Source organism: Bifidobacterium sp. LH_426 (genome assembly GCF_056356875.1).
Genome location: NZ_JBKEVB010000007.1, coordinates 1 through 20,657, shown reverse-complemented (window position 1 = coordinate 20,657; position 20,657 = coordinate 1). Strand labels below are relative to the sequence as shown.

Sequence of the window (20,657 nt, the reverse complement as noted above, 5' to 3'; positions counted from 1 at the left end):
CGGCGCGAATCCGATTACGAGCTGACAACCACTGCGCGTACCCCCATACGTCTGCTGTGGCGTTGTGGGCCCGTAATGCTGTACCTCTTGACTGATTCGTGCCGTCTGAAATTATCGATTGATTGGGCTGGGTCACTCAGCTGTGGACGCGGCTGGTGGCGGTGTACTGGAACGCGCCGTGCACGAGCGCGGCGGTAAAGTGCATGCCGCACATGCCTGCCTCTTCCGCTTCGTGAGTGCATCCGGCGATGCTGCATAGATGACGAGTCATGGTGTCTTCCCCTTCCTTGGGCCTTCAGCTTCCGTGCCGTGGTGGCCGCTAGCTTCCGTGCCAACGTTTCGTTGTCCAATATACGCGTATTGTGCTCGAAATCCAAGATAACAATTTGATAATGTGGGCCAAATCACATTATAATGACGCGTTTGAGCGTGTCGCTGGCCGTCTGTCTGGTCTTGTGATGAGGCGTCGGGGCGCTGTGTGCGTCGTGTGATTCCGCAACGGATTGCGGTGGATTATGCGGGCGGGGCCGGATGATTGGATGCCTGGAGTACTTGGAGGCCGTCGGGGCGGTGACGCTATCGGGACTTGTCGGGGCGTGTTGTTGACGGGGTAAATTGTTTATAGTGTGAGGTATATTTGAGGGATATTGGGTGGAGAATTCGACGAAAGGGCCGATGATGGGCTTTGAAGAAGAAGCGGTGGATGAGCTGTATTCCAAGGTGTGGAGCCATCGGTCCGCAATGCAGCGCGAGCTCAATCGTGGCGCCCACGGCGAGGTCTTCGCCCTCCGTCAGCTCGCCTGCCACGGCGAAATGACGCCGTCCCAATTGGCCGAATCCCTGCGCGTGAGCTCCGGGCGCGTGTCCACGGTGCTGTCGTCGTTGGAGAAGAAGGGGTTCGTCACGCGCAAGCCCGATCCGGACGACCGGCGCGTGGTGCGCGTCGCGCTTACCGATGCCGGCCGTGCGCGCATCGAAAAGGACTTGGAGGACATGCGTTCCGCAGTCCGCTGGATCTTCTCGCAGATGGGGGAGCGGCGCACGCGCGAGTTCGTCGAACTGACGCGCGAATTCATGACGTACATGTCGATTTGCCACCCCGGTCAGCCGCGCCCCACCGCGGAAGAGGTGCGCAAGGCGTTCGAAGAGAACGAATAGGAGGGCGATGTTCGGCTCCCTCTGACGAGGGAGCTGTCCGCCGTAGGTGGACTGAGGGAGAGACGGGGCGGCCGGTAGGCCGCGGGGAGATCGTATCGGCCGAAGGCCGATTCTGTTTTCTGCGGCCTGCGGCCGCTGTCTCTCCCCCACCCGGCTTCGCCGGGAGCCCCCTCGTCAGAGGGGGCCGAGGCCGTTGGTCTTGGCTGCTGCCGGGAGCCTGGCCACAATTGTGGACAGCCTTCGGCTGGCCTCACATCGGCTCGCCTGTCGGCTCGCACGTCGACTACAAACGCCCCCGGCGTTTGCTTCACGGCGATGTGCCGTCAGAGGGGGCCGGGGCACTGCATCGCCCGCGGGTAATGCGCTGATTTGCTGGTTTTGTGGGGAACACGCCGGTGGGTTTGGAAATATCTTATAGTGTAAGTAATTTATGGGGCAAAGATAAATGAATTGGTGGCGGTGCAGGTGGCACCCCCTCAGTCCGCTTCGCGGACAGCTCCCCCTCAAGGGGAGCAGGGGTGGGGTAGCGATGTGCCTCCTTTGGGCGGGGTGGTCTCTCCCTCCGGCGCTTCGCGCCACCTCCCTCGTCAGAGGGAGGCTGCAAGAGAGCGCGCCGGCCATGCCCCTCGTCAGAGGGAGGCAGGGTGCGCCGGGCGCCTCCCCGTCAGAGGGAGGCGAGTGAACCGACTTTGCCACCCGCCTAATCGTCGGTCCGCCTTTTCGTATCGCTCGTCAGAGGGAGGCAGAGGGCACCGGGCCGGGCCACCGATCATGTTGTCAGTCAGATAAGGGGAATCAATGTTTCGTGTGATGAGATATCTATCCAAGGGGGAGGTCGGGCAGATGCTCGTCGCCCTCGTGACCATCGTGGGGCAGGTCTTCTTCGACCTGAAGTTGCCCGACTACATGTCCGACATCACCACGCTCGTCGAGACGCCGGGCAGCGAGATGGCGGACATCTGGATCGCCGGCGGCAAGATGCTGCTCGTCTCGCTCGGCTCCGTGGCCTGCGCCGTCGTCACCGGCTTCATCGCCGCGCGCGTCGCCGCCAGCTTCGGCCAACGCCTGCGCTCGCTCGAGTTCGCGAAGGTCGAATCGTTCGGACCGGCGGAGATGAGCCGCTTCTCGACCGCGAGCCTCATCACCCGCTCCACCAACGACATCACGCAGATCCAGATGTTCATCACGATGGGCCTGCAGCTCATCGTCAAATCGCCGATCATGGCCGTGTGGGCCATCGCGAAGATCGCCGGCGACGGCTTCGAATGGACGCTCGCCACCGGCATCGCCGTGGTCGTCCTGCTCGTCGCCATCGTCGTCCTCATGGCGATGGTCATGCCGAAATTCAAGGCCATGCAGGCCCTCACCGATGACATCAACCTCGTCGCCCGCGAGAACCTCACCGGCCTGCGCGTGGTGCGCGCCTACAACGCCGAGGACTACCAGGAAGCCAAGTTCACCAAGGCGAACAAGGCCCTCACCGACACGCAGCTGTTCACCAACCGCGCCATGGCCGTCATGATGCCGCTGATGAACACCGTGATGAACGGCCTCATGCTCGCCGTCTACTGGATCGGCGCCTACCTGATCGACGCCGCCGCCCTCACCGACAAGCTCACCGTGTTCTCCAACATGGTCGTCTTCTCCAGCTACTCCGTGCAGGTCATCATGAGCTTCCTCCTCATGAGCATGGTGTTCGTGCTCTGGCCGCGCGCCGACGTGTCCGCGCAGCGCGTCATGGAAGTCCTCGACACCGATCCGCTCGTCAAGGACGGCGCCGACACCGCCGCCGACGTGACCCGCCTCGGCCACGACGCGCACGGCACCGTCGAATTCCGCGACGTGAGCTTCACCTACCCGGATTCGCGCGAGCCGATCCTCGAACATGTCACGTTCACGGCGAAACAGGGCCAGACGGTCGCGTTCATCGGCTCCACCGGCTCCGGCAAGTCGTCGCTCATCAACCTCGTCCCGCGTTTCTACGACGTGTCCGCCGGGCAGGTTCTCGTCGACGGCGTCGACGTGCGCGACTGGAACGTGACCGACCTGCGCGACCGCATCGGCTACGTGCCGCAGAAATCCGTGCTGTTCAAGGGCACCGTCGCGAGCAACGTCGCGTACGGCGACGACGCGCGCGCGGCGGCGGGCCGCGGCGACGCGTCGCGCGCCGACGCCGCGGACATCGACATGACGCGGGTGCGGGAGGCGGCGGACGTGGCGCAGGCCACGGAATTCGTCTCGCGCATGGACGGCGGCTTCGACGCGGCCATCGCGCAGGGCGGTTCCAACGTGTCCGGCGGACAGAAGCAGCGACTCTCCATCGCGCGCGCCGTCTACCGCGATCCGGAGATCCTCATCTTCGACGACTCGTTCAGCGCGCTCGACTTCAAAACCGACCGCGAAGTGCGCGACGCGCTCGCGGAACACGCGACGGGCGCGACCAAGCTGATCGTCGCGCAGCGCATCGGCACGATCATGAACGCGGACCGGATCGTCGTGCTCGACGACGGCAAGGTCGTGGGGCAGGGCACGCATCGCGAACTGCTGCAGGGCTGCGACGTGTACAGGCAGATCGCCGAATCCCAGCTCAGCCAGACCGAGCTGACGGCGTGATGGCAGGAGCGGCTGCGCGTGCAACCCCCTCAGTCGCGCAGAGCGCGACAGCTCCCCCTGACAGGGGGAGCGGGGAAGGGGATTGCGCCCCCTTTAGGGGGAGCTGGCCGGCCGGAGGACGGGCTGAGGGGGTGCGGCGACAGCCGCTTGATATGGCGGCATCGGCCTTCGGTCGATTCGATTTGCCCGCGGCCTGCCAGCCGCTCGGGTCTCTCCCTCCGTCCGCCTGCGGCGGACACCTCATCCGCAATTACGGACGGCTTTCGGCCGACCTCATATTGCTCGCCTATCGGCTCGCCTTCGCCTACAAACGCCTCCGGCGTTTGCCTGACGGCTCAGCCCGTCAGAGGGAGGCAAGATGACAGACTTTGTGAAAGGAATGGAATAATGCCAGGACCTATGGGACATGGCGGGCCGGGACGCGGCGCCGTCGAGAAACCGCAGAACTTCGGCGAGGTGATGGGCAAGCTCGTGCGGTATTGCAGGAGCTACATCCCCGTCATCATCATCGCGCTCGTGCTCGGCGCGACCGGAACGATCTTCCAGATCATCGGACCGGACAAACTCAAGGACATGACCAACGAGATCGTCAAGGGCCTGCCCGCGATGGTCCACGGCCGCCCGGTCATGGGAGCCGTCGACTTCGACGCGGTCTCGCGCATCGGATTCACGCTCGTCGCGCTCTACGTCGGGTACGCGGTGCTGAGTTACGTGCAGAGCTGGCTGATGGCGAACGTCACCCAGCGCACCGCCCAGCGACTGCGCGAATCCATCTCGCAGAAGATCAACAAGCTGCCGCTCAGCTACTTCGACAAAGTCAGCTACGGCGACGTGCTCAGCCGTATCACCAACGACGTCGACGCGATCGGACAGACGCTCGGCCAGTCGCTCGGCTCGCTCATCACGTCCGTCACGCTGTTCGTCGGCGCGCTCGTCATGATGTTCTACAACAACGTCATCATGACCTTGTGCGCGATCGGCGCGAGCCTCGTCGGACTGGTGCTGATGATGGCGATCATGAAGGCGTCGCAACGCTATTTCACGCGCCAGCAGGTCGCGCTCGGCCAGGTCAACGGCCACGTCGAGGAGATGTACTCCGGACACCTCATCGTCAAGGCGTACAACGGCGAAACCGCCGCGATCCGCGACTTCGAACGCTACAACGCGGACCTCTACGACTCCGGCTGGAAGTCGCAGTTCCTCTCCGGACTGATGATGCCGCTCATGCAGTTCATCGGCAACTTCGGCTACGTCGTCGTGTGCGTCGTCGGCGCCGCGCTCGCGATGAACGGCGACATCGAATTCGGCGTCATCGTCGCGTTCATGATGTACATCCGACTGTTCACACAACCACTCTCGCAATTCGCGCAGGCGTTCCAGAACCTGCAACGCTGCGCCGCCGCATCCGAGCGCGTGTTCGGCTTCCTCGAGGAGCCGGAGATGACCGACGAAAGCGCGAAACCGGCGCTGCTCGGCGCTCGCGCCGACGCGCCGGTACGCGGCGACGTGACGTTCGACCACGTGCGCTTCGAATACGAACCCGGAAAGCCGATCATCAACGATTTCAGCGCCGACGTGAAAGCCGGACAGAAAGTCGCGATCGTCGGACCGACCGGCGCGGGCAAAACCACCATGGTCAACCTGCTCATGCGCTTCTACGACATCGCCGGCGGGCGGATCGCGATCGACGGCGTCGACACGGCGAGCGTGCCGCGCTGGAACGTGCACGAACAGTTCTCGATGGTGCTGCAGGACACGTGGGTGTTCCACGGGACCGTGCGCGAGAACATCGCATACTCGAAGCCGGGCGTGACCGACGAGCAGATCCGTTCGGCGTGCCGCGCGGTGGGGCTCGACCACTACATCATGTCGCTGCCCGACGGGTACGACACGGTGCTCGACGAGAACACGTCGCTGTCCGCCGGGCAGAAGCAGCTCCTCACCATCGCGCGCGCGATGGTGCAGGACGCGCCGATCCTGATCCTGGACGAGGCGACCTCGTCCGTGGACACGCGCACCGAGGAGCTGATCCAGAAGGCGATGGACGCGCTCACCGTGGGGCGCACCTCGTTCGTGATCGCGCACCGGCTCTCGACGATCCGCGACGCCGACATGATCCTCGTGATGAACCACGGCGACGTGATCGAACGCGGCACGCACGAGGAGCTGCTGGAGGCCGGCGGGTTCTACGCGGACCTGTACAACAGCCAGTTCGCGCCGGTGGCGTGAGGGGCGTGAGGCGAATCGCCTGACGGGGTGTCCGCTGGGGCGCGACGGCGGTTGGGGCGTCCTGACGAGGTATCTCTTTGGGGATATCTCCGTTGGGAGGGGTGGTTTGGCGCTGTCGCGGGAGCCTATCTGCGTTACGAGGGGTGCCGGAGACGGGATACGCCGGGCGTATGCGGCTCGATGACGGTGATATTTGGTCGTCGTCGACGGTTGCGGTACCCCTTGTAAGCGAGAAATCATCGGGAGCGAGGGAGGATGTACCCCTTGTAAGCGAGAAAAGCCCCCGGAGCCCGGTTAAGGGCTTCGGGGGCTTTTCGTGGTCTCTCGTTGTGGTGGTCTCTCCCTCCGGCGGTGCGCGCCACCTCCCTCGGCAGAGGGAAGCGATGTCTGGGATGACTTTCTGGCGGCAGCTTCCTCAGAGGGAGGTGATGACGGGGGATCAGGCGTAGATGTTGCGGGGGCGCATGTCCTCGGGGAGGCCTTCGAGCAGGGTCTGGACGGAATTCTCCTCGAAGACGGAGCGGATGCCGGCGGCCAGCAGAGGCGCGACGGACAGGACCGTCATGTTCGGCAGGCGCTTCTCCTCGGGGACCGGCACCGTGTCCATCAGGACGATCTCGCGCGCGCCGCACTGCGACAGGCGCTCGACGGCCGGGCCGGACAGCAGGCCGTGCGTCGCGACCAGCGTGACCGAGCGCGCGCCGGCGCCGCGCAGGGCGTGCACCGCCTCGCAGATCGTGCCGGCCGTGTCGATCATGTCATCGACGACCACGCAGTCGCGGTCGAGCACGTCGCCGATGATGCCGTGCGCGACGGCGTGGTTCGGACGGGTGATGTCGCGGGTCTTGTGGATGAAGGCGAGCGGCAGGTTGCCGAGCTTCGCCGCCCAACGCTCCGACACCTTGATGCGGCCCGCGTCCGGGGAGACGATCGTCGTGTTCTCGAGCGGCAGATGATTGCGCACGTAATCGATGAGCACCGGCGTGGCGGTCAGATGGTCGACCGGCGCGTTGAAGAAGCCCTGCTCCTGGGAGGCGTGCAGGTCGACCGTCATGATGCGGTCGGCGCCGGCCGTGCGGAACAGGTCGTAGACGAGGCGCGCGGTGATCGGCTCGCGGCCCTGATGCTTCTTGTCCTGACGGGAGTAGCCCATGAACGGCGCGACCACGGTGATCGTGCGGGCGGAGGCGCGCTTCAGGGCGTCGATCATGAGCAGCTGCTCCATGATCCACTTGTTGATGTCGCCGGAATGGCATTGCAACGCGAACACGTCCGCGCCGCGCACCGGCTCGGTGAACCGCACGTACATCTCGCCGTTCGCGAAATCGTAGGCGGTGGTCTCCAGCACTTGCGTGCCCAGACATGCGGCGACCTGATCGGCCAGTTCGGGGTAGGCGCGGCCGGTGACCACCGCCATACGCTTGTCCGGAGTGCCCTCGAGCAGCGACGTCATGTTTCTCGTACCCGTCCTTTTGTTCGTAGTGTCCTCGCACCGCGCGGCGCTTCCGCATGCGCGGTGAACCTCAGACAAGTGTACTAGGGGAGGGGAAGAAGGCGTGTGGGGGAAGGTGCGGGATGGGAAAGGTGCGGGGTGTGGGCTGTTGGCGGCTGTCGGCGGGAGACCCCCTCAGTCAGGCTGCCGCCTGACAGCTCCCCCCTGAAGGGGGCGCAGGATGGGGAGTCCGCTGTTTGCGCCCCCCTCAGGGGGAGCTGGCGACCGGAGGTCGTCTGAGGGGGTGCCCGTGCGGGGTGCCTGTGCGGAATGGCTTGCGCGGGGTGGTGGTTCGGGCGTGGGCGAGGGGCGTGGGCTGTCCCGCGGGGGCGTTATCTTGGGGAGGTTGCTTTGTTGGGGTCATAGGCGTGTCCGGCTTCTCGCCGCGCGCATGCGACCCGGATGATGCAGCACGCATACACACTCCTGCCACGGAAGGTCCGTGGCCACATAGTCCGAAGGAGGTGGGTGATGTCTGCGCATAAGTACGAACTGATGTTCATCGCCGATCCTGAGCTGAACGAGCGTGATCTCAAGAAGCTGACCGAGCAGTACCTCGAGCTGGTCACCAAGGAAGGCGGTTCCGTCGATGAGCCCGATTTCTGGGGCCGTCGCAAGCTCGCCTACGAGATCAACGGCAAGACCGAAGGCAACTACGTCGTGGTGACCTACACCGCCGAGCCCGCTACCAGCGATGAGCTCGACCGTGTCCTCAACCTCAACGAATCCGTGATCCGTACGAAGATCCTTCGTAAGGACGTCAAGTAAGCGTTTGAAGCGTCAACCGGCTCCCGCGGCGGAACACCGTCGCACGGGACGCCGGTGCGGAATACAGTCGAAGTAGGAATCTCGAAGTAGGAAGGCGGCAATCATGGCAGGCGAAACCACGATCACCATCGTCGGCAATCTCACCGCGGATCCGGAACTGCGCACCATCGGTTCCGGCGCGACCGTGGCGAGCTTCACCATCGCGTCGACGCCGCGCACGTACAACCGCCAGTCCGGCCAGTTCGAGGACGGACAGGCGCTGTTCATGCGTTGCTCCGCATGGCGTGACCTCGCCGACCACTGCGCACAGTCCCTGTCCAAGGGCATGCGCGTGATCGCGCAGGGTCGTCTCCAGCAGCGTTCCTATCAGGCACAGGACGGTTCCAACCGCACCGTCGTCGAGATGACGGTCGACGAGATCGGCCCGTCGCTGCGCTACGCCACCGCCCAGGTGACCCGCCAGTCGTCCGGTAACGGCGGCTTCGCGGGCCGCAACCAGGGCGGCAACGGCGCGGGCGGCTTCGGCGGCGGCAATGGCTACGGCCAGAACGCCGGCGGCTATGGCCGCGGTAACGGCGGCAATGGCGGCTACTCGGGTGGCAACGGCTACCAGGGCGGCGGTTCCAGCTTCGGCGGCGGCCAGTCCGGCGCGCCGGCGGGCGGACAGCAGCCGGCCGCGGACCCGTGGAGCAGCGGCTCGGATTCGGGCAACAGCTTCTCCACGTTCGGCGGCTCCTCCGATTTCGGCGGCGGCTCCGACGACGATCCGGAGTTCTGATCCGCGTTTCCGCGCCTTCACGCTTTCACGCCGCGTAGTACCTGACGCGTATGCAACGCGCAACGCGTAACTGCGACGAGCGAACACAACATCAACATCGTAAATAAGGAGAACATCATGTCCCGCAAGAGGCCGCAACCGCCGGTCAAGCCGTTCAAGAAGAAGCCGAACCCGCTGAAGGCGGCGAAGGTCACCGAGATCGATTACAAGGACGTCGCGCTGCTGCGCAAGTTCATCTCCGATCGCGGCAAGATCCGTTCCCGTCGTATCACCGGCGTGACCGTGCAGGAGCAGCGCAAGATCTCCAAGGCGATCAAGAACGCCCGCGAGATGGCCCTGCTGCCGTACGCCACTTCCGGCCGCTGAGTTCTAGGAGGCATCTGAAATGGCTGAAACCAAGGTTATTCTCACCCAGACCGTTGCGAACCTCGGTCACTCCGGTGACGTCGTCACCGTCAAGGCCGGCTACGCCCGCAACTACCTGCTCCCGCAGAAGCTTGCCTTCGCGTGGAACAAGGGCGCCGAGGCCCAGATCGTCGCCATGAAGCGCGCCCGTCTGGCCCAGGCCGTCGCCACCCGTGAAGACGCCGTCGCCGCCAAGGAGGCCATCGAGGGTTCCGCCGTCGAGATCGCCGCCAAGGTGTCCGAGTCCGGCAAGCTGTTCGGTGGCATCTCCAAGGAAGCCATCGCCATGGCGCTGCTCGACAAGGCCCCGGTCGACCCGAAGGCCATCACCGTCGAGACCATCAAGACCACCGGCGAATTCCCGGCCACGGTCCAGCTCCACCCGGAGATCTCCGCGAACTTCTTCGTGAAGGTCGTCGCCGAGTGACGATTCCGGCGGTGATTATTGCTGCCGGATTCCCATCAGACTGACGGATTGAAGTCTGAGCTTAAGCACTGAGAACCCCGTGCCGCGCGTGATTGTTGTTCACGCGGGGCGCGGGGTTTTCGTATGCGGCGGGTGTTGCGGTTGTGTTGCGCCAAGGCTGGCGTGGTTCCGATGGTTCTGGCGGGTTCCGACGGTTTCCAAGGCGCGGCTTCGACCGCTCGGGTATGACTCCTGCCATTTATGTGATGATTATGTGAAGAGCGGTTTTCAAGGTGGGTTAGGCGAGGTGGATGAAGCGTGCAGACGGCAAATCAGCGATTTTACAAACGTTGGAATTCCGGGCGACACGCCGAGAGTTGCGTTAGAATCAAACACGAGTATATTTATCACTCGTTGCAAGGAACACTTCAACAACTAGCCAACGCCCCTGTAGCTCAGTTGGTTAGAGCAGCTGACTCTTAATCAGCGTGTCCAGGGTTCGAATCCCTGCGGGGGCACAAATAAGACCGGAATCGAAAGATTCCGGTCTTATTGTATTTCCAAGCGAACTCGTACGGCGACGAAGCCAGGGTTATAGGCCAACCCGCCAACCCAGTTCAGCCCTCGGCGTATGCTTACCTCGTTTGTTTGTCTCCCGCCTTTCGGGCGGCCGCATCACCAATCCAGACAAGAACAAGAAGAAAAGAAGAAGCAGTGGAATACTCCCTCTTTACCAAGCTGGCCGCCGAGTTCTTCGGCACCGCCATCCTGATGATCTTCGGCAACGGCTCCGTCGCCAACGTCGAGCTTAAGAACACGAAGGGCCACCACGCCGGCTGGCTCAACATCGCCATGGGCTACGGCTTCGGCGTCATGTTCCCGGTGCTCATGTTCGGCGCTGTCTCCGGTGCCCACATCAACCCGGCCATGACCCTCGCGCAGGCCATCAACGGCATGTTCCCGTGGGACGAGGTGCTACCGTACATCATCGCGCAGCTGCTCGGCGCCGCGCTCGGCCAGTTCATCGTGTACCTCACGTACTACCCGCACTACAAGGACACCGATGACGCCGAGGCCATCCTCGCCACCTTCTGCACCACCGACGCGGACAACAAGAAGCTCAACTACTTCCTCAACGAGATGTTCGGCACGCTCGTGCTCGTCTTCGGCGCGCTGTGCTGCCTGATGGACCCGTGGGGCGAGAAGGACCCGGCCGCCGCCGCGATCGTCGTCGGCTTCATCGTGTGGGGCCTCGTCACCTCCATGGGCGGCCCGACCGGCCCTGGCCTGAACCCGGCCCGCGACCTCATGCCGCGCGTCCTGCACGCCATCCTGCCGATTCCGTCCAAGGGCACGTCCCGTTGGAACGAGGCGTGGATCCCGGTCGTCGCCCCGATCGTGGGCGCGATCGTCGGCGCCTGGCTGTTCAAGGCGTTCTTCGCGTGATTGCGTGATTGCGTGATTGCGTAGCGAATACGCATAGCGAATACGAAACCGGCCCGTCGGTTCCCGCGTATTGCGGGGCGACGGGCCGGTTTCGTTATGGTGGGGAATCAGTGCTCGAGGAAGATCTGGGGGGCCTTGGCGAAGTTGTTGGCGCAGTGTTCGCCGCAGAAGTAGTAGGTCTTGCCCTCGTACTCGCGGGTGATCGCGTCCGCGTTCACCGCGACCGTCATGCCGCACACGGGATCGGTGGCGGTCTCGCCCTCGGTGGGGGCGGCGTGGTGCATGGCCATGTGGTCGTGGTGCATGTGGTTCATTTCCATGGTGTTCTCCTTGGTTGTGATTGATGGGGAAGTGCTGGTGGTTTCGGTGTCGGCGGCCCCCCTCAGTCCGGCTTCGCCGGACAGCTCCCCCTGGGAGGGGGCGCAGGAAGAGGAGGTGCCGGTGGTGAGGGAGGTGCGTTCGTCGATGATGACGCGGGGGCCGGGTTCGGTTGCGCTGGCGGCGGACACCCCCTCAGTCGGCTTCGCCGACAGCTCCCCCTCGTAGGGGGAGCCGGAAGAAAATGCCGACGGCTCCGCTCGGGCGATTGCGGCGCGGGGCTCCTTGAGGGCCGTGTCGCTCAGGGTGATGCGGTTGAGGCGGTTGGCGTTGAGGACCAGGCAGACGGAGCTCAGGGCCATCGCGAGGCCGGCGATCATCGGGCTCAGTAGCCAGCCGGTGAACGGGTAGAGCACGCCCGCCGCGATCGGGATGCCGATCACGTTGTAGCCAAACGCCCACCCGAGGTTCTGCCGGATGTTGCGCATCGTCGCCTGCGACAGGTTGATCGTGCGGATCACGCCGCGCAGGTCGCCGCTCATCAGCGTCACGTCCGCGGACTGCATCGCCACGTCCGTGCCGGTGCCGATCGCGAATCCCAGATCCGCCTGCGTGAGCGCGGGCGCGTCGTTGATGCCGTCGCCGACCATCGCGATCAGACCCTCATGCGGCTCCTGCTGCAATCGTTCGATCCAATATGCCTTCCCATCGGGCCTGACCTGCGCGATTACCGTGTCGATGCCGACTTCGCGCGCGATGCCGGCCGCCACCTCGGCCTTGTCGCCGGACAGCATGACCGTGCGGATGCCGGCCGTGCGCAACGCGGCCACCGCCTCCTTCGAGCCGGGCTTGACCGTGTCGCGCTCGTAGCTCGGCCGGCTCCAATCCGCGGAATCCGCGTCGGCCACACCGCGCGTGATCGTGCCGGTCTTGTCGAACACGACCGTGCCGATCTCGCGTGCCCGTTCCAGCGCTTTCGCGCTGGTCACGAGCACGCCGTTCGTCGCGCCCACGCCGGTCGCCGCCGTGACCGACAGCGGCGTGGCGAGTCCCAGCGCGCACGGGCATGCGATGATGAGCACGCTCACCGCCGTGACCAGCGCGTGCGCGAGCTTCGGGTCCGGGCCGAGCGCCAGCCAGATCGCGAACGTCCACACGGCGATGATGAACACCGCCGGCACGAACACGCGGGCGATGCGGTCGGCGAGACGCTGCACCGGGGCCTTCGTCGCCTGGGCGCGCGCCACCATCGCGACGATCTGCGAGAGCACGGTGTCGCCGCCCGTCTGTGTGACACGCATGAGCAGATTGCCGCGCAGCACCACGGTCGCGCCGGTGAGCGTGGACGAGCGGGCGGGAGCGGAACCCTCGGAAGTCGCGGCATCGCCATCTCCGTCGGCGAATGTGTATGATTCGGAGGGTGTTGTGTGGGGTTCGGCGTCGAATGTGTATGGTTCGGCACCCGGCGTGCAGGAATTCGGGCCGGACGTGTAGTCGTTTTGGGCGAATGTGCGGGGTGCGGTCGTGAAGACCGGGGTTTTGCGCACCGGACGGGATTCGCCGGTGATCATCGACTCGTCCACCTCGGCCTCGCCTGCGACGACCACACCATCGGCCGGGATGCGTTCTCCTGCCTTGATTACGAGCAGGTCGCCGGGTTCCACCTCGTCGATGTCGACGTCATGGAACGCGTTCGGATTGAGCCAGCTTTCGTCCGTCTGCGAAGAGGTCTTCACGACAGGGGCGTGCAGGTTCGTATCGGAATGCTGCGCGTTGCCCTCGGAATCATGCACGTCCGCCTCGGAATCATGCACATCGCTGTCCGAACCATGCATGACACCCCCGGAACCATACACATTCGCCCCGGGTACGGGCTGTCCGGCTCCCGATGTCTGCGCGGCGGCCTCCTCGATCTCCTCGGGGACCCCATCGAGCCGGTGCGCGACCCGTGGGCGGAGCTTGATGAGGCTCTGCACCGCCTTGCCGGTGCCCTCGCGCGCCTTCGTCTCCAGCAGTCGGCCGACGAGCACGAGCGTGATGACCACGCCCACCGATTCGAAATACGGTTCGCGCGAGCCTTCCGGCAGCAGCCACGGCGCGATGCACACGAGCAGGCTGTACAGGTAGGCGGCGCCCGTGCCCAGCGAGACGAGCGAGTTCATATCCGGTGCGCGATGGCGCAGCGCGGGGAATCCGACCTGATGGATCGGCGCGCCGCAGTAGAACATGACCGGCGTGATGAGGATCGCCTGCCACCACGGGTTCGTGAGCCAGTCCGGCAGCAGCATGTGGTTCGCCATGTGGATCATCATCACCGCGAACACGGGGAGCGTCAGCACCGTGCCGATCGCGACCAGGCGGGTGAGGTTGCGGATTTCGGTACGCCGTTCCTCGGCTTCGCGAGCCTCGTTCGCCGCATAGTCGGCCGAAGCCGCGGCTGCGGGAGCGGGTGCGCCAGCTCCCGCAGCCCCCACCGCGTCCGCCACAGCTCCGGCGGCTCCCGTTCCGGCGGCTCCCGCCGTTTCGCCGCCTCTGTCGCCTTGGACGCGCAGCAGCCCGTGCACCATGTTCATGCCGCAGGCGAACGGGTAATCGCCGGCCGGCAGCGCGGGCAGCTTCACTTCGGTGGCCGTGTTGCCCGGTAGCATCGCGTCGAGCCCCAAATCGCCGAACACCACGTGCGAGGTGCATTCGCCGGTCTCTTGCCGGTCGAAGTTCAGGGTGATCGGCATGCCGACGCGCATCGTCACCACGTCGGGGGAGTAGCCGCCCTTCACGGTGATGGTGGCGCGCTGGACGCCCTCGTGCAGCTCGCCGGCCACGCCCTTGCGCTCGCCGAAGAAGAACCGCAGGATGAGCCACGTCGCAAGCGCCGCGACGACCAGCGCGGCGACGCACGTGAAGATGTTCAGTTCCATGTCCGCTCCTCGTTCTCGTCTCAGTCCATCGTATACCGCATCACAGTGTATACCCAATACCCCTATGGGGTATATACTGGATGGTGTTTTCCGCACGGCGAAAGGAGACTGGCGATGCACGGCTACGGCGACGACAAGGCGAAGGTGCTGGCGCGGCTGAAGCGCATCGAAGGCCAGGTGCGCGCCATCGAGCAGATGGTGGACGACGACCGGTACTGCATCGACGTGCTCACGCAGATCTCCGCCGCGAATTCGGCGCTCAAATCGGTGGCCCTGCTGCTGCTCGACGACCATCTCAACCATTGCGTGCGTCAGGCGTCGGCCGAAGGCGGCGACGTGGCCGACGAGAAGCTCGCCGAGGCGTCCGCCGCCATCGCCCGCCTCGTGCGGTCGTGACGAGGGCGCGCCGTACCCTATGGGATATGAGTGATTCAGGATTCCGCGCCACCGGCCCCGCCGACCTGCATAACGAGCCCATCGACTTCGCCGCGCTCGACCCGCGCGAGCAGCTCCGCGCCCTGCTGCGCGAGCGCGTCGCCGGCAAGCCGTTCTCCGAGCTGTACGCGGTGACGCTCGACCATCACGGTGCGGCCGTGATGGGCCACGTCCTGCTCGACACGTTGGAGGACGCCGGCTATTCCGTCGACGATTACGATGCGGTCGGCGCGCTCACCGCCGCTTCCGTGCCGCTTGTCGGATCGATGATCCAGGCCGCCGCCTCCCGCGGCGAGAACCTCGACGGATTCGTCATGGACTTCGTGTTCCCGTCGATTAAGGGACCGTCGATCAGGGGCAAGCGCGTGCTGCTGCTCGACGCGTGGCTGTCCGAGAAATCCTACGTGCAGACGAGTTCGCTCGTCACGCTGCGCAACGGCAACGAGCTGAGCCTCGACTTCTCGATTGTCGAGCATGAGGGCGCGAGCGTCGTGGCCGTCGCCTCGCTGGTCGGCGGCGTCGGCAAGGGCGCGGACGAGCATGAGATTACCGTCATCAGCCCGGTCGACGGTGCGCGGCACGAGGTGCCGTTCATCCAGGTGTTCCACGAGTCCGATCTGGCGGAGTAGGTCGGTAGCGGAGCCCCCCTCAGTCGCCTTCGGTGACAGCTCCTACGCGATTGCGGACAGCCTTCGGCTGGCATGATGTCGGCTCACTGTCGTTCGCCTTCGCCTACAAACGCCTCTGGCGTTTGCTTGACGGCTCAGCCTCAAGGGGGCGCAAGATGTATGGAAAGGTGATATGCATCCTCGTAATCCTATTGATGTCGAAGGCGAGCGGTCCGGGGAACCGGTGTTCCGCGAGGTGGGTGTCGGGCCGTGGGCCGAGGCGCATCCCGGCGAGCCGCGGCCGGACGATCCGGCGTCGCCGCTGTACGCCGACCGCCTCCTCTATGACCCGAAACTGCTCGACCAGGGCGATCGGCGCAACGTGCTCAACCGCTACCGGTACTGGACGGTCGCCGCGATCAAGGCAGACCTGGACGCGCACGGACGCCACGACTTCGAGGTCGCCATCGAGAACTGGACGCACGACTTCAACATCGGCTCGATGGTGCGCACCGCCAACGCGTTCCAGGCGCGGCGCGTGCACATCGTCGGACCGCACAAGTGGAACCGCAATGGCGCGCTGATGACCGAGCTGTACCAGCACATGGAGCATCACGCGTCGATCGCGGCGATGGTGCGCTGCTGGCGCATGCGCATCGCCGGCGAAATCGCGGCCGAGCGGTCGCGCGCCGCGGCGGCCGCGTTCCACGCGCACGAGGCCGCCGCACGCGCGACGGCCGCCGTGCGCGGCGCGGCCGGTAGCGTCGCGACGGGCGCTGCGGCGTCGCGCGCGGGCGGCGACGTGCGCGCCGCGCAGGCGCCGTTCCTCGCGGAACTGGACGCCGCCGAGGCGCGCATCCGCGAGCTGGAGGCGGCGCGCGTCGTCGCGATGGACATCGTGCCCGGCGCGGTGCCGATGGAGCGGTACGCGTTCCCGAAACGCTGCCTGCTGCTGTTCGGCGCGGAAGGTCCGGGACTGACCGAGACGGCGCTCGACCTCGCCGACGACGTCGTGTACATCTCGCAGTTCGGTTCGGTGCGTTCGATCAACGCGGGCGCGGCGGCGGCCGTCGCCATGCACAGCTGGATCGCGCAGCACGCGGCGATCCGGTGACGGGCGAGGGGGACGCGGCGATTCGGCGGTCGCGGTGCGGCGGCCGCCGGGATGCGATGACGCGATGATGCGGTAACGCGATGATGCGATGACACGGTGATTCGGGGCGGGCGGTACATCCGTTCCGCGTGTCACAAATTGCTCGTATAGTTAGGCGCATGCCTACATTCACACGCGAAGAAATCGTGCATTTGGGCGATTTGGCCCGAATCGCGCTCACCGATGAGGAGATCACCCGTCTGCAGGGCGAGCTGAACGTCATCGCCGATTCCATCAACAAGGTCCAGGAGGTCGCCTCCGACGACGTCGAACCGACCGCCAACCCGGTCCCGCTCGAGGCGTACCTGCGCCCGGACGTGCCGGTCACGCCGCTGACGCAGGCCGAGGCGCTCGCCGGCGGCCCGAAGACCGAGGCCGGCATGTTCGTCGCGCCGCGCATCCTGGGAAGCGAGGAGTGAGCCGATATGACCGAAGCAACCAACGAACTCGTCAAGCTGTCCGCCGCCGAAATGGGCGCGGCCATCAAGAAGGGCGACGTCTCCAGCCGTGAGCTGGTCGACGCGCACCTCGCCGTGATCGAGGCCGCCGAGCCGAGCATCAAGGCGTTCCTCAAGGTCTCCGGCGACGTGGCCCGCGAGCAGGCCGACGCCTTCGACGCGAAGTCCGCGGACGAGAAGGCCGCCTTGCCGCAGCTGGCCGGCGTGCCGATCGCCATCAAGGACATGATCGTCACCAAGGGCATCGAGACGACCGCCGCCTCGAAGATCCTCGAAGGCTGGATCCCGCCGTACGACGCGACCGTGATCGAGAAGCTCAAGGCCGCCGGCATGCCGATTCTCGGCAAGACCAACCTGGACGAGTTCGCGCAGGGCTCCTCCACCGAGCACTCCGCCTACCAGACCACCCACAACCCGTGGGATACCGACCGCGTCCCCGGCGGCTCCGGCGGTGGTTCCGCCTCCGCGGTGGCCGCGTTCGAGGCCCCGCTCGCCCTCGGCACCGACACCGGCGGCTCCATCCGCCAGCCGGGCGCGTTGACCGGCACCGTCGGCGTGAAGCCGACTTACGGCGGCGTCTCCCGCTTCGGCGCGATTGCCATGGCCTCCTCGCTCGACCAGATCGGCCCGGTCTCCCGTACCGTGCTCGACTCCGCGCTCCTGCAGGAGATCATCGGCGGCAATGACCGCCGCGACTCCACCTCCATCCCGGAGGGCCCGCGTCCGATGGTCGCCGCCGCGCGTGAAGGCGCGAAGCGCGACCTCAAGGGCGTGAAGGTCGGCCTCATCAAGGAGCTCAGCGGCGACGGCTTCCAGGCCGGCGTCTCGGCCCGCTTCAACGAGGCCGTCGATAAGCTCAGGGAGATGGGCGCCGAGGTCGTCGAGGTCTCCTGCCCGCGCCTCGAGTACGCGCTCGGCGCGTACTACATCATCATGCCGTCCGAGGTCAGCTCCAACCTGGCCCGCTACGACGGCATGCGCTACGGCCTGCGCGTGATGCCGCCGGCCGGCGTGCCGCAGACCGCCGCCAACATGATGGCCTACACGCGTGAGGCCGGCTTCGGCGACGAGGTCAAGCGCCGCATCATCCTCGGCACCTACGCGCTGTCCGCCGGCTACTACGACGCCTGGTACGGCTCCGCGCAGAAGGTGCGCACGCTCATCATCGAGGACTTCAAGAAGGCGTTCGAGCAGGTCGACGTGCTCGTCTGCCCGACCAGCCCGACCACCGCGTTCAAGCTCGGCGAGAAGACGTCCGACCCGCTGGCCATGTACATGAACGACATCGCAACCATCCCGGCGAACCTCGCCGGCGTGCCCGCCATGTCGATCCCGGCCGGCCTGTCCGATGACGGCCTGCCGGTCGGCTTCCAGTTCATCGCGCCGCAGCAGCGTGACGAGGTCATGTACAAGCCTGCCGCCGCGCTCGAAGCCGCGCTCGAGGAGGACTGGAACGGTCCGATTTGGAAGGACCTCAAGGCCCCGTGGCTCGACGGTCTCGCCAAGTGAGTGACATCGGAAGGATTACAAGGACAACATCATGGCTGAAAAACTGATGAAGTACGCCGATGCCACCAAGAAGTACGATGTGGTGTTCGGCCTGGAGACGCACGTCGAGCTGTGCACCAAGACCAAGCTGTTCTGCCCGGCCGAAGTGAGCTTCGGCGGCGAGCCGAACACCCAGCTCACCCCGGTGAGCCTCGGCCTGCCCGGTTCGTTGCCGGTCGTTAACAAGACGGCCGTCGACTACGCGATCAAGCTGGGTCTCGCCCTGCACTGCGAGATCGCCGAGTGGAGCCAGTTCGCCCGCAAGAACTACTTCTACCCGGACATGCCGCGCGACTACCAGATCTCCCAGTACGACAAGCCGACCAACGGCAACGGCTACCTGGACGTCGAGCTGGAGGACGGCACCGTCTTCCGCGTGCCGATCGAGCGCGCCCACATCGAGGACGACGCCGGCAAGAACACCCACGTGGGTGGCGCCGACGGCCGCATCGAGGGCGCCGACCACTCGCTGGTCGACTACAACCGCGCCGGCGTGCCGCTCATCGAGATCGTGACCAAGCCGATCGAGGGCGCGGGCGACCGCGCTCCGGAGATTGCCGGCGCGTACATGCGCGCCATCCGCGACATCGTGCGCGCGCTGGGCATCTCCCACGCCCGCATGGAGCAGGGCAACATGCGCGCCGACGTGAACGTGTCGCTGCGCCCCTCCGCGGACGCCCCGTACGGCACCCGTTCCGAGACCAAGAACGTGAACTCGTTCCGCGGCATCGAGAAGACCATCCAGTACGAGATTCGCCGTCAGGCCGCACGCCTCGACGAAGGCAAGGAGATTCTGCAGGAGACCCGCCACTGGGACGAGGCCACGCAGACCACCGCGGGCGGCCGTCTCAAGTCCGACGCGGACGACTACCGCTACTTCCCGGATCCGGATCTGGTCATGCTTCACATCACCAAGGAGCACATCGCCGAGATGGAGGCGCAGATGCCGGAGATGCCGCGCGAGCGCCGCAACCGTCTTAAGGCCGAATGGGGCCTGACCGACCTGCAGCTGCGCGACATCCTCAACGCGGACGCCCTCGACCTGATCGAGGAGACCGTCAAGGCCGGCGCGACCGCCGGCGGCGCGCGCAAGTGGTGGCTCGGCGAGCTCTCCCGCGAAGCCAACGCGAAGGGCGTCTCGCTCGAGGAGCTGCCCGTCACCCCGGCCGACGTGGCCGAGGTCGAGAAGCTCATCGCCGACGGCAAGCTCAACGACAAGCTCGCCAAGCAGACCATCGCCGGCGTGCTCGCCGGTGAAGGCACGCCGGACGAGGTCGTCAAGAAGCACGGCTACAAGATCGTCGAGGATTCCGGCGCCATCGAGGCGGCGGTCGACGCGGCGTTCGAAGCCAACCCGGACGTCGTCGAGAAGCTCAAGAGCGGCAACATGAAGCCGATGGGCGTGATCATCGGCGCCGTGATGAAGGCGACGCGCGGCCAGGCCGACGCGAAGGCCGTCACCAAGATCGTCATGGGCAAGATCAAGGGCTGATCGGCTGATTCGCTGACTGGCTGATTCGTCGCAGACGGACCGAAGGGCCGAGCGGGAAACCGCTCGGCTCTTTTCGTATGTGCAGCGGGGCGTCGTCGTCTTGGGCCCCTTCTGTCGAGGGGGCTCCCGGCGGAGCCGGGTGGGGGAGAGCGCTCCCCCTTGTGAGGGGGAGCTGGCGGCCGCAGGCCGACTGAGGGGGTTGTCGGGTTGTTGTGTGGTCGGTTTTTCGACACGCCGATGGATGCTTGTGTTTCCGGGGTTTTTGGGGTTGTTTTGTGGTGTGGGTTTGCGGTGTTGGTCGGTGTGGTGTAGGTTATTCATTCGCTGCCGCTGAGCGGTCCGGTTGTCTGCTGTTGGTTGGTTTCCGGGGTGTTCGGCGCGTGGTGGTGGTTTGAGAACTCAAGAGTGTGTTGTACTACTTACTTCTTTATA

The 20,657-nt window shown here is 65.5% G+C and carries 17 protein-coding genes and 1 tRNA gene; 15 read left to right on the top strand and 3 right to left on the bottom strand.

All coding sequences use genetic code 11. The annotated features are described in order from the left end of the window. Positions 1 to 136 precede the first annotated feature (136 nt). The gene (locus AC1AYD_RS07860) at positions 137 to 271 is read right to left on the bottom strand and encodes a hypothetical protein (RefSeq protein ID WP_476503359.1); all 135 of its coding nucleotides are present in this window, start codon (positions 269 to 271) and stop codon (positions 137 to 139) included. 407 nt (positions 272 to 678) lie between these two features. Between AC1AYD_RS07860 and AC1AYD_RS07855 the strand changes: the two genes are divergently transcribed. From AC1AYD_RS07855 to AC1AYD_RS07845, 3 genes are all read left to right on the top strand, one after another. Further along, positions 679 to 1,158, top strand: coding sequence for a MarR family winged helix-turn-helix transcriptional regulator (locus AC1AYD_RS07855; RefSeq protein WP_476503371.1), 480 nt, complete (start codon positions 679 to 681; stop codon positions 1,156 to 1,158). Between the two features lie 798 nt (positions 1,159 to 1,956). Then, positions 1,957 to 3,771: an ABC transporter ATP-binding protein gene (locus tag AC1AYD_RS07850; protein WP_476503360.1), complete on the top strand. Its 1,815-nt coding sequence runs from the start codon at positions 1,957 to 1,959 to the stop codon at positions 3,769 to 3,771. 387 nt (positions 3,772 to 4,158) lie between these two features. Further along, positions 4,159 to 6,000, top strand: a complete 1,842-nt coding sequence (locus AC1AYD_RS07845) for an ABC transporter ATP-binding protein (protein WP_476503361.1) — start codon at positions 4,159 to 4,161, stop codon at positions 5,998 to 6,000. A gap of 439 nt (positions 6,001 to 6,439) precedes the next feature. Here the strand turns inward: AC1AYD_RS07845 and AC1AYD_RS07840 are convergent, their stop codons facing one another. Further along, complete coding sequence (locus AC1AYD_RS07840; protein ID WP_476532974.1) at positions 6,440 to 7,453, bottom strand: ribose-phosphate diphosphokinase; 1,014 nt, start codon at positions 7,451 to 7,453, stop codon at positions 6,440 to 6,442. A gap of 510 nt (positions 7,454 to 7,963) precedes the next feature. On the opposite strand from AC1AYD_RS07840, the gene rpsF reads away from it, so the two are divergent. The 6 genes from rpsF to AC1AYD_RS07810 all read left to right on the top strand — a co-directional run bounded on the left by rpsF (position 7,964) and on the right by AC1AYD_RS07810 (position 11,295). Continuing rightward, complete coding sequence (gene rpsF, locus AC1AYD_RS07835; RefSeq protein ID WP_101622285.1) at positions 7,964 to 8,260, top strand: 30S ribosomal protein S6; 297 nt, start codon at positions 7,964 to 7,966, stop codon at positions 8,258 to 8,260. A 103-nt stretch (positions 8,261 to 8,363) separates the two neighbouring features. Next, positions 8,364 to 9,038 carry a single-stranded DNA-binding protein gene (locus tag AC1AYD_RS07830; protein ID WP_476503363.1) on the top strand — a complete coding sequence of 225 codons (675 nt, stop codon included), beginning with the start codon at positions 8,364 to 8,366 and terminating at the stop codon, positions 9,036 to 9,038. Positions 9,039 to 9,155: 117 nt separating this feature from the next. Beyond that, on the top strand, positions 9,156 to 9,404 hold the full coding sequence (gene rpsR / locus AC1AYD_RS07825) for a 30S ribosomal protein S18 (protein ID WP_034528805.1): 249 nt from the start codon (positions 9,156 to 9,158) through the stop codon (positions 9,402 to 9,404). A gap of 19 nt (positions 9,405 to 9,423) precedes the next feature. After that, the gene (gene rplI, locus AC1AYD_RS07820; protein ID WP_101622283.1) at positions 9,424 to 9,870 is read left to right on the top strand and encodes a 50S ribosomal protein L9; all 447 of its coding nucleotides are present in this window, start codon (positions 9,424 to 9,426) and stop codon (positions 9,868 to 9,870) included. A gap of 423 nt (positions 9,871 to 10,293) precedes the next feature. Beyond that, positions 10,294 to 10,367 (top strand) — tRNA-Lys (locus tag AC1AYD_RS07815). A 196-nt stretch (positions 10,368 to 10,563) separates the two neighbouring features. Continuing rightward, positions 10,564 to 11,295: an MIP/aquaporin family protein gene (locus AC1AYD_RS07810; protein ID WP_165784868.1), complete on the top strand. Its 732-nt coding sequence runs from the start codon at positions 10,564 to 10,566 to the stop codon at positions 11,293 to 11,295. A gap of 107 nt (positions 11,296 to 11,402) precedes the next feature. Here the strand turns inward: AC1AYD_RS07810 and AC1AYD_RS07805 are convergent, their stop codons facing one another. Then, positions 11,403 to 14,531 (bottom strand): HAD-IC family P-type ATPase, encoded by a 3,129-nt coding sequence (locus tag AC1AYD_RS07805; RefSeq protein WP_476544930.1) that lies wholly within the window; start codon positions 14,529 to 14,531, stop codon positions 11,403 to 11,405. 114 nt (positions 14,532 to 14,645) lie between these two features. Between AC1AYD_RS07805 and AC1AYD_RS07800 the strand changes: the two genes are divergently transcribed. From AC1AYD_RS07800 to gatB, 6 genes are all read left to right on the top strand, one after another. Beyond that, the gene (locus AC1AYD_RS07800) at positions 14,646 to 14,927 is read left to right on the top strand and encodes a metal-sensitive transcriptional regulator (protein ID WP_476503365.1); all 282 of its coding nucleotides are present in this window, start codon (positions 14,646 to 14,648) and stop codon (positions 14,925 to 14,927) included. A 26-nt stretch (positions 14,928 to 14,953) separates the two neighbouring features. Beyond that, positions 14,954 to 15,595 (top strand): orotate phosphoribosyltransferase, encoded by a 642-nt coding sequence (locus AC1AYD_RS07795; RefSeq protein WP_476503366.1) that lies wholly within the window; start codon positions 14,954 to 14,956, stop codon positions 15,593 to 15,595. Between the two features lie 172 nt (positions 15,596 to 15,767). Next, positions 15,768 to 16,688 (top strand): TrmH family RNA methyltransferase, encoded by a 921-nt coding sequence (locus AC1AYD_RS07790; RefSeq protein ID WP_476544929.1) that lies wholly within the window; start codon positions 15,768 to 15,770, stop codon positions 16,686 to 16,688. A 158-nt stretch (positions 16,689 to 16,846) separates the two neighbouring features. Then, positions 16,847 to 17,146, top strand: a complete 300-nt coding sequence (gene gatC / locus AC1AYD_RS07785) for an Asp-tRNA(Asn)/Glu-tRNA(Gln) amidotransferase subunit GatC (protein WP_101622276.1) — start codon at positions 16,847 to 16,849, stop codon at positions 17,144 to 17,146. A gap of 6 nt (positions 17,147 to 17,152) precedes the next feature. Then, positions 17,153 to 18,694, top strand: coding sequence for an Asp-tRNA(Asn)/Glu-tRNA(Gln) amidotransferase subunit GatA (gatA, locus tag AC1AYD_RS07780; protein WP_476544928.1), 1,542 nt, complete (start codon positions 17,153 to 17,155; stop codon positions 18,692 to 18,694). A gap of 31 nt (positions 18,695 to 18,725) precedes the next feature. Next, entirely contained in the window at positions 18,726 to 20,225 is a 1,500-nt protein-coding gene (gene gatB, locus AC1AYD_RS07775) for an Asp-tRNA(Asn)/Glu-tRNA(Gln) amidotransferase subunit GatB (RefSeq protein WP_476503369.1), read from the top strand. The last annotated feature ends 432 nt before the right edge of the window (positions 20,226 to 20,657 follow it).

Excerpts from the sequence above, each read along its gene's own strand:
- AC1AYD_RS07860 (WP_476503359.1), bottom strand. The coding sequence starts at position 271 with ATGACTCGTCATCTATGCAGCATCGCCGGATGCACTCACGAAGCGGAA.
- AC1AYD_RS07855 (WP_476503371.1), top strand. The coding sequence starts at position 679 with ATGGGCTTTGAAGAAGAAGCGGTGGATGAGCTGTATTCCAAGGTGTGG.
- AC1AYD_RS07850 (WP_476503360.1), top strand. The coding sequence starts at position 1,957 with ATGTTTCGTGTGATGAGATATCTATCCAAGGGGGAGGTCGGGCAGATG.
- AC1AYD_RS07845 (WP_476503361.1), top strand. The coding sequence starts at position 4,159 with ATGCCAGGACCTATGGGACATGGCGGGCCGGGACGCGGCGCCGTCGAG.
- AC1AYD_RS07840 (WP_476532974.1), bottom strand. The coding sequence starts at position 7,453 with ATGACGTCGCTGCTCGAGGGCACTCCGGACAAGCGTATGGCGGTGGTC.
- rpsF (WP_101622285.1), top strand. The coding sequence starts at position 7,964 with ATGTCTGCGCATAAGTACGAACTGATGTTCATCGCCGATCCTGAGCTG.
- AC1AYD_RS07830 (WP_476503363.1), top strand. The coding sequence starts at position 8,364 with ATGGCAGGCGAAACCACGATCACCATCGTCGGCAATCTCACCGCGGAT.
- rpsR (WP_034528805.1), top strand. The coding sequence starts at position 9,156 with ATGTCCCGCAAGAGGCCGCAACCGCCGGTCAAGCCGTTCAAGAAGAAG.
- rplI (WP_101622283.1), top strand. The coding sequence starts at position 9,424 with ATGGCTGAAACCAAGGTTATTCTCACCCAGACCGTTGCGAACCTCGGT.
- AC1AYD_RS07805 (WP_476544930.1), bottom strand. The coding sequence starts at position 14,531 with ATGGAACTGAACATCTTCACGTGCGTCGCCGCGCTGGTCGTCGCGGCG.
- AC1AYD_RS07800 (WP_476503365.1), top strand. The coding sequence starts at position 14,646 with ATGCACGGCTACGGCGACGACAAGGCGAAGGTGCTGGCGCGGCTGAAG.
- AC1AYD_RS07795 (WP_476503366.1), top strand. The coding sequence starts at position 14,954 with ATGAGTGATTCAGGATTCCGCGCCACCGGCCCCGCCGACCTGCATAAC.
- AC1AYD_RS07790 (WP_476544929.1), top strand. The coding sequence starts at position 15,768 with ATGCATCCTCGTAATCCTATTGATGTCGAAGGCGAGCGGTCCGGGGAA.
- gatC (WP_101622276.1), top strand. The coding sequence starts at position 16,847 with ATGCCTACATTCACACGCGAAGAAATCGTGCATTTGGGCGATTTGGCC.
- gatA (WP_476544928.1), top strand. The coding sequence starts at position 17,153 with ATGACCGAAGCAACCAACGAACTCGTCAAGCTGTCCGCCGCCGAAATG.
- gatB (WP_476503369.1), top strand. The coding sequence starts at position 18,726 with ATGGCTGAAAAACTGATGAAGTACGCCGATGCCACCAAGAAGTACGAT.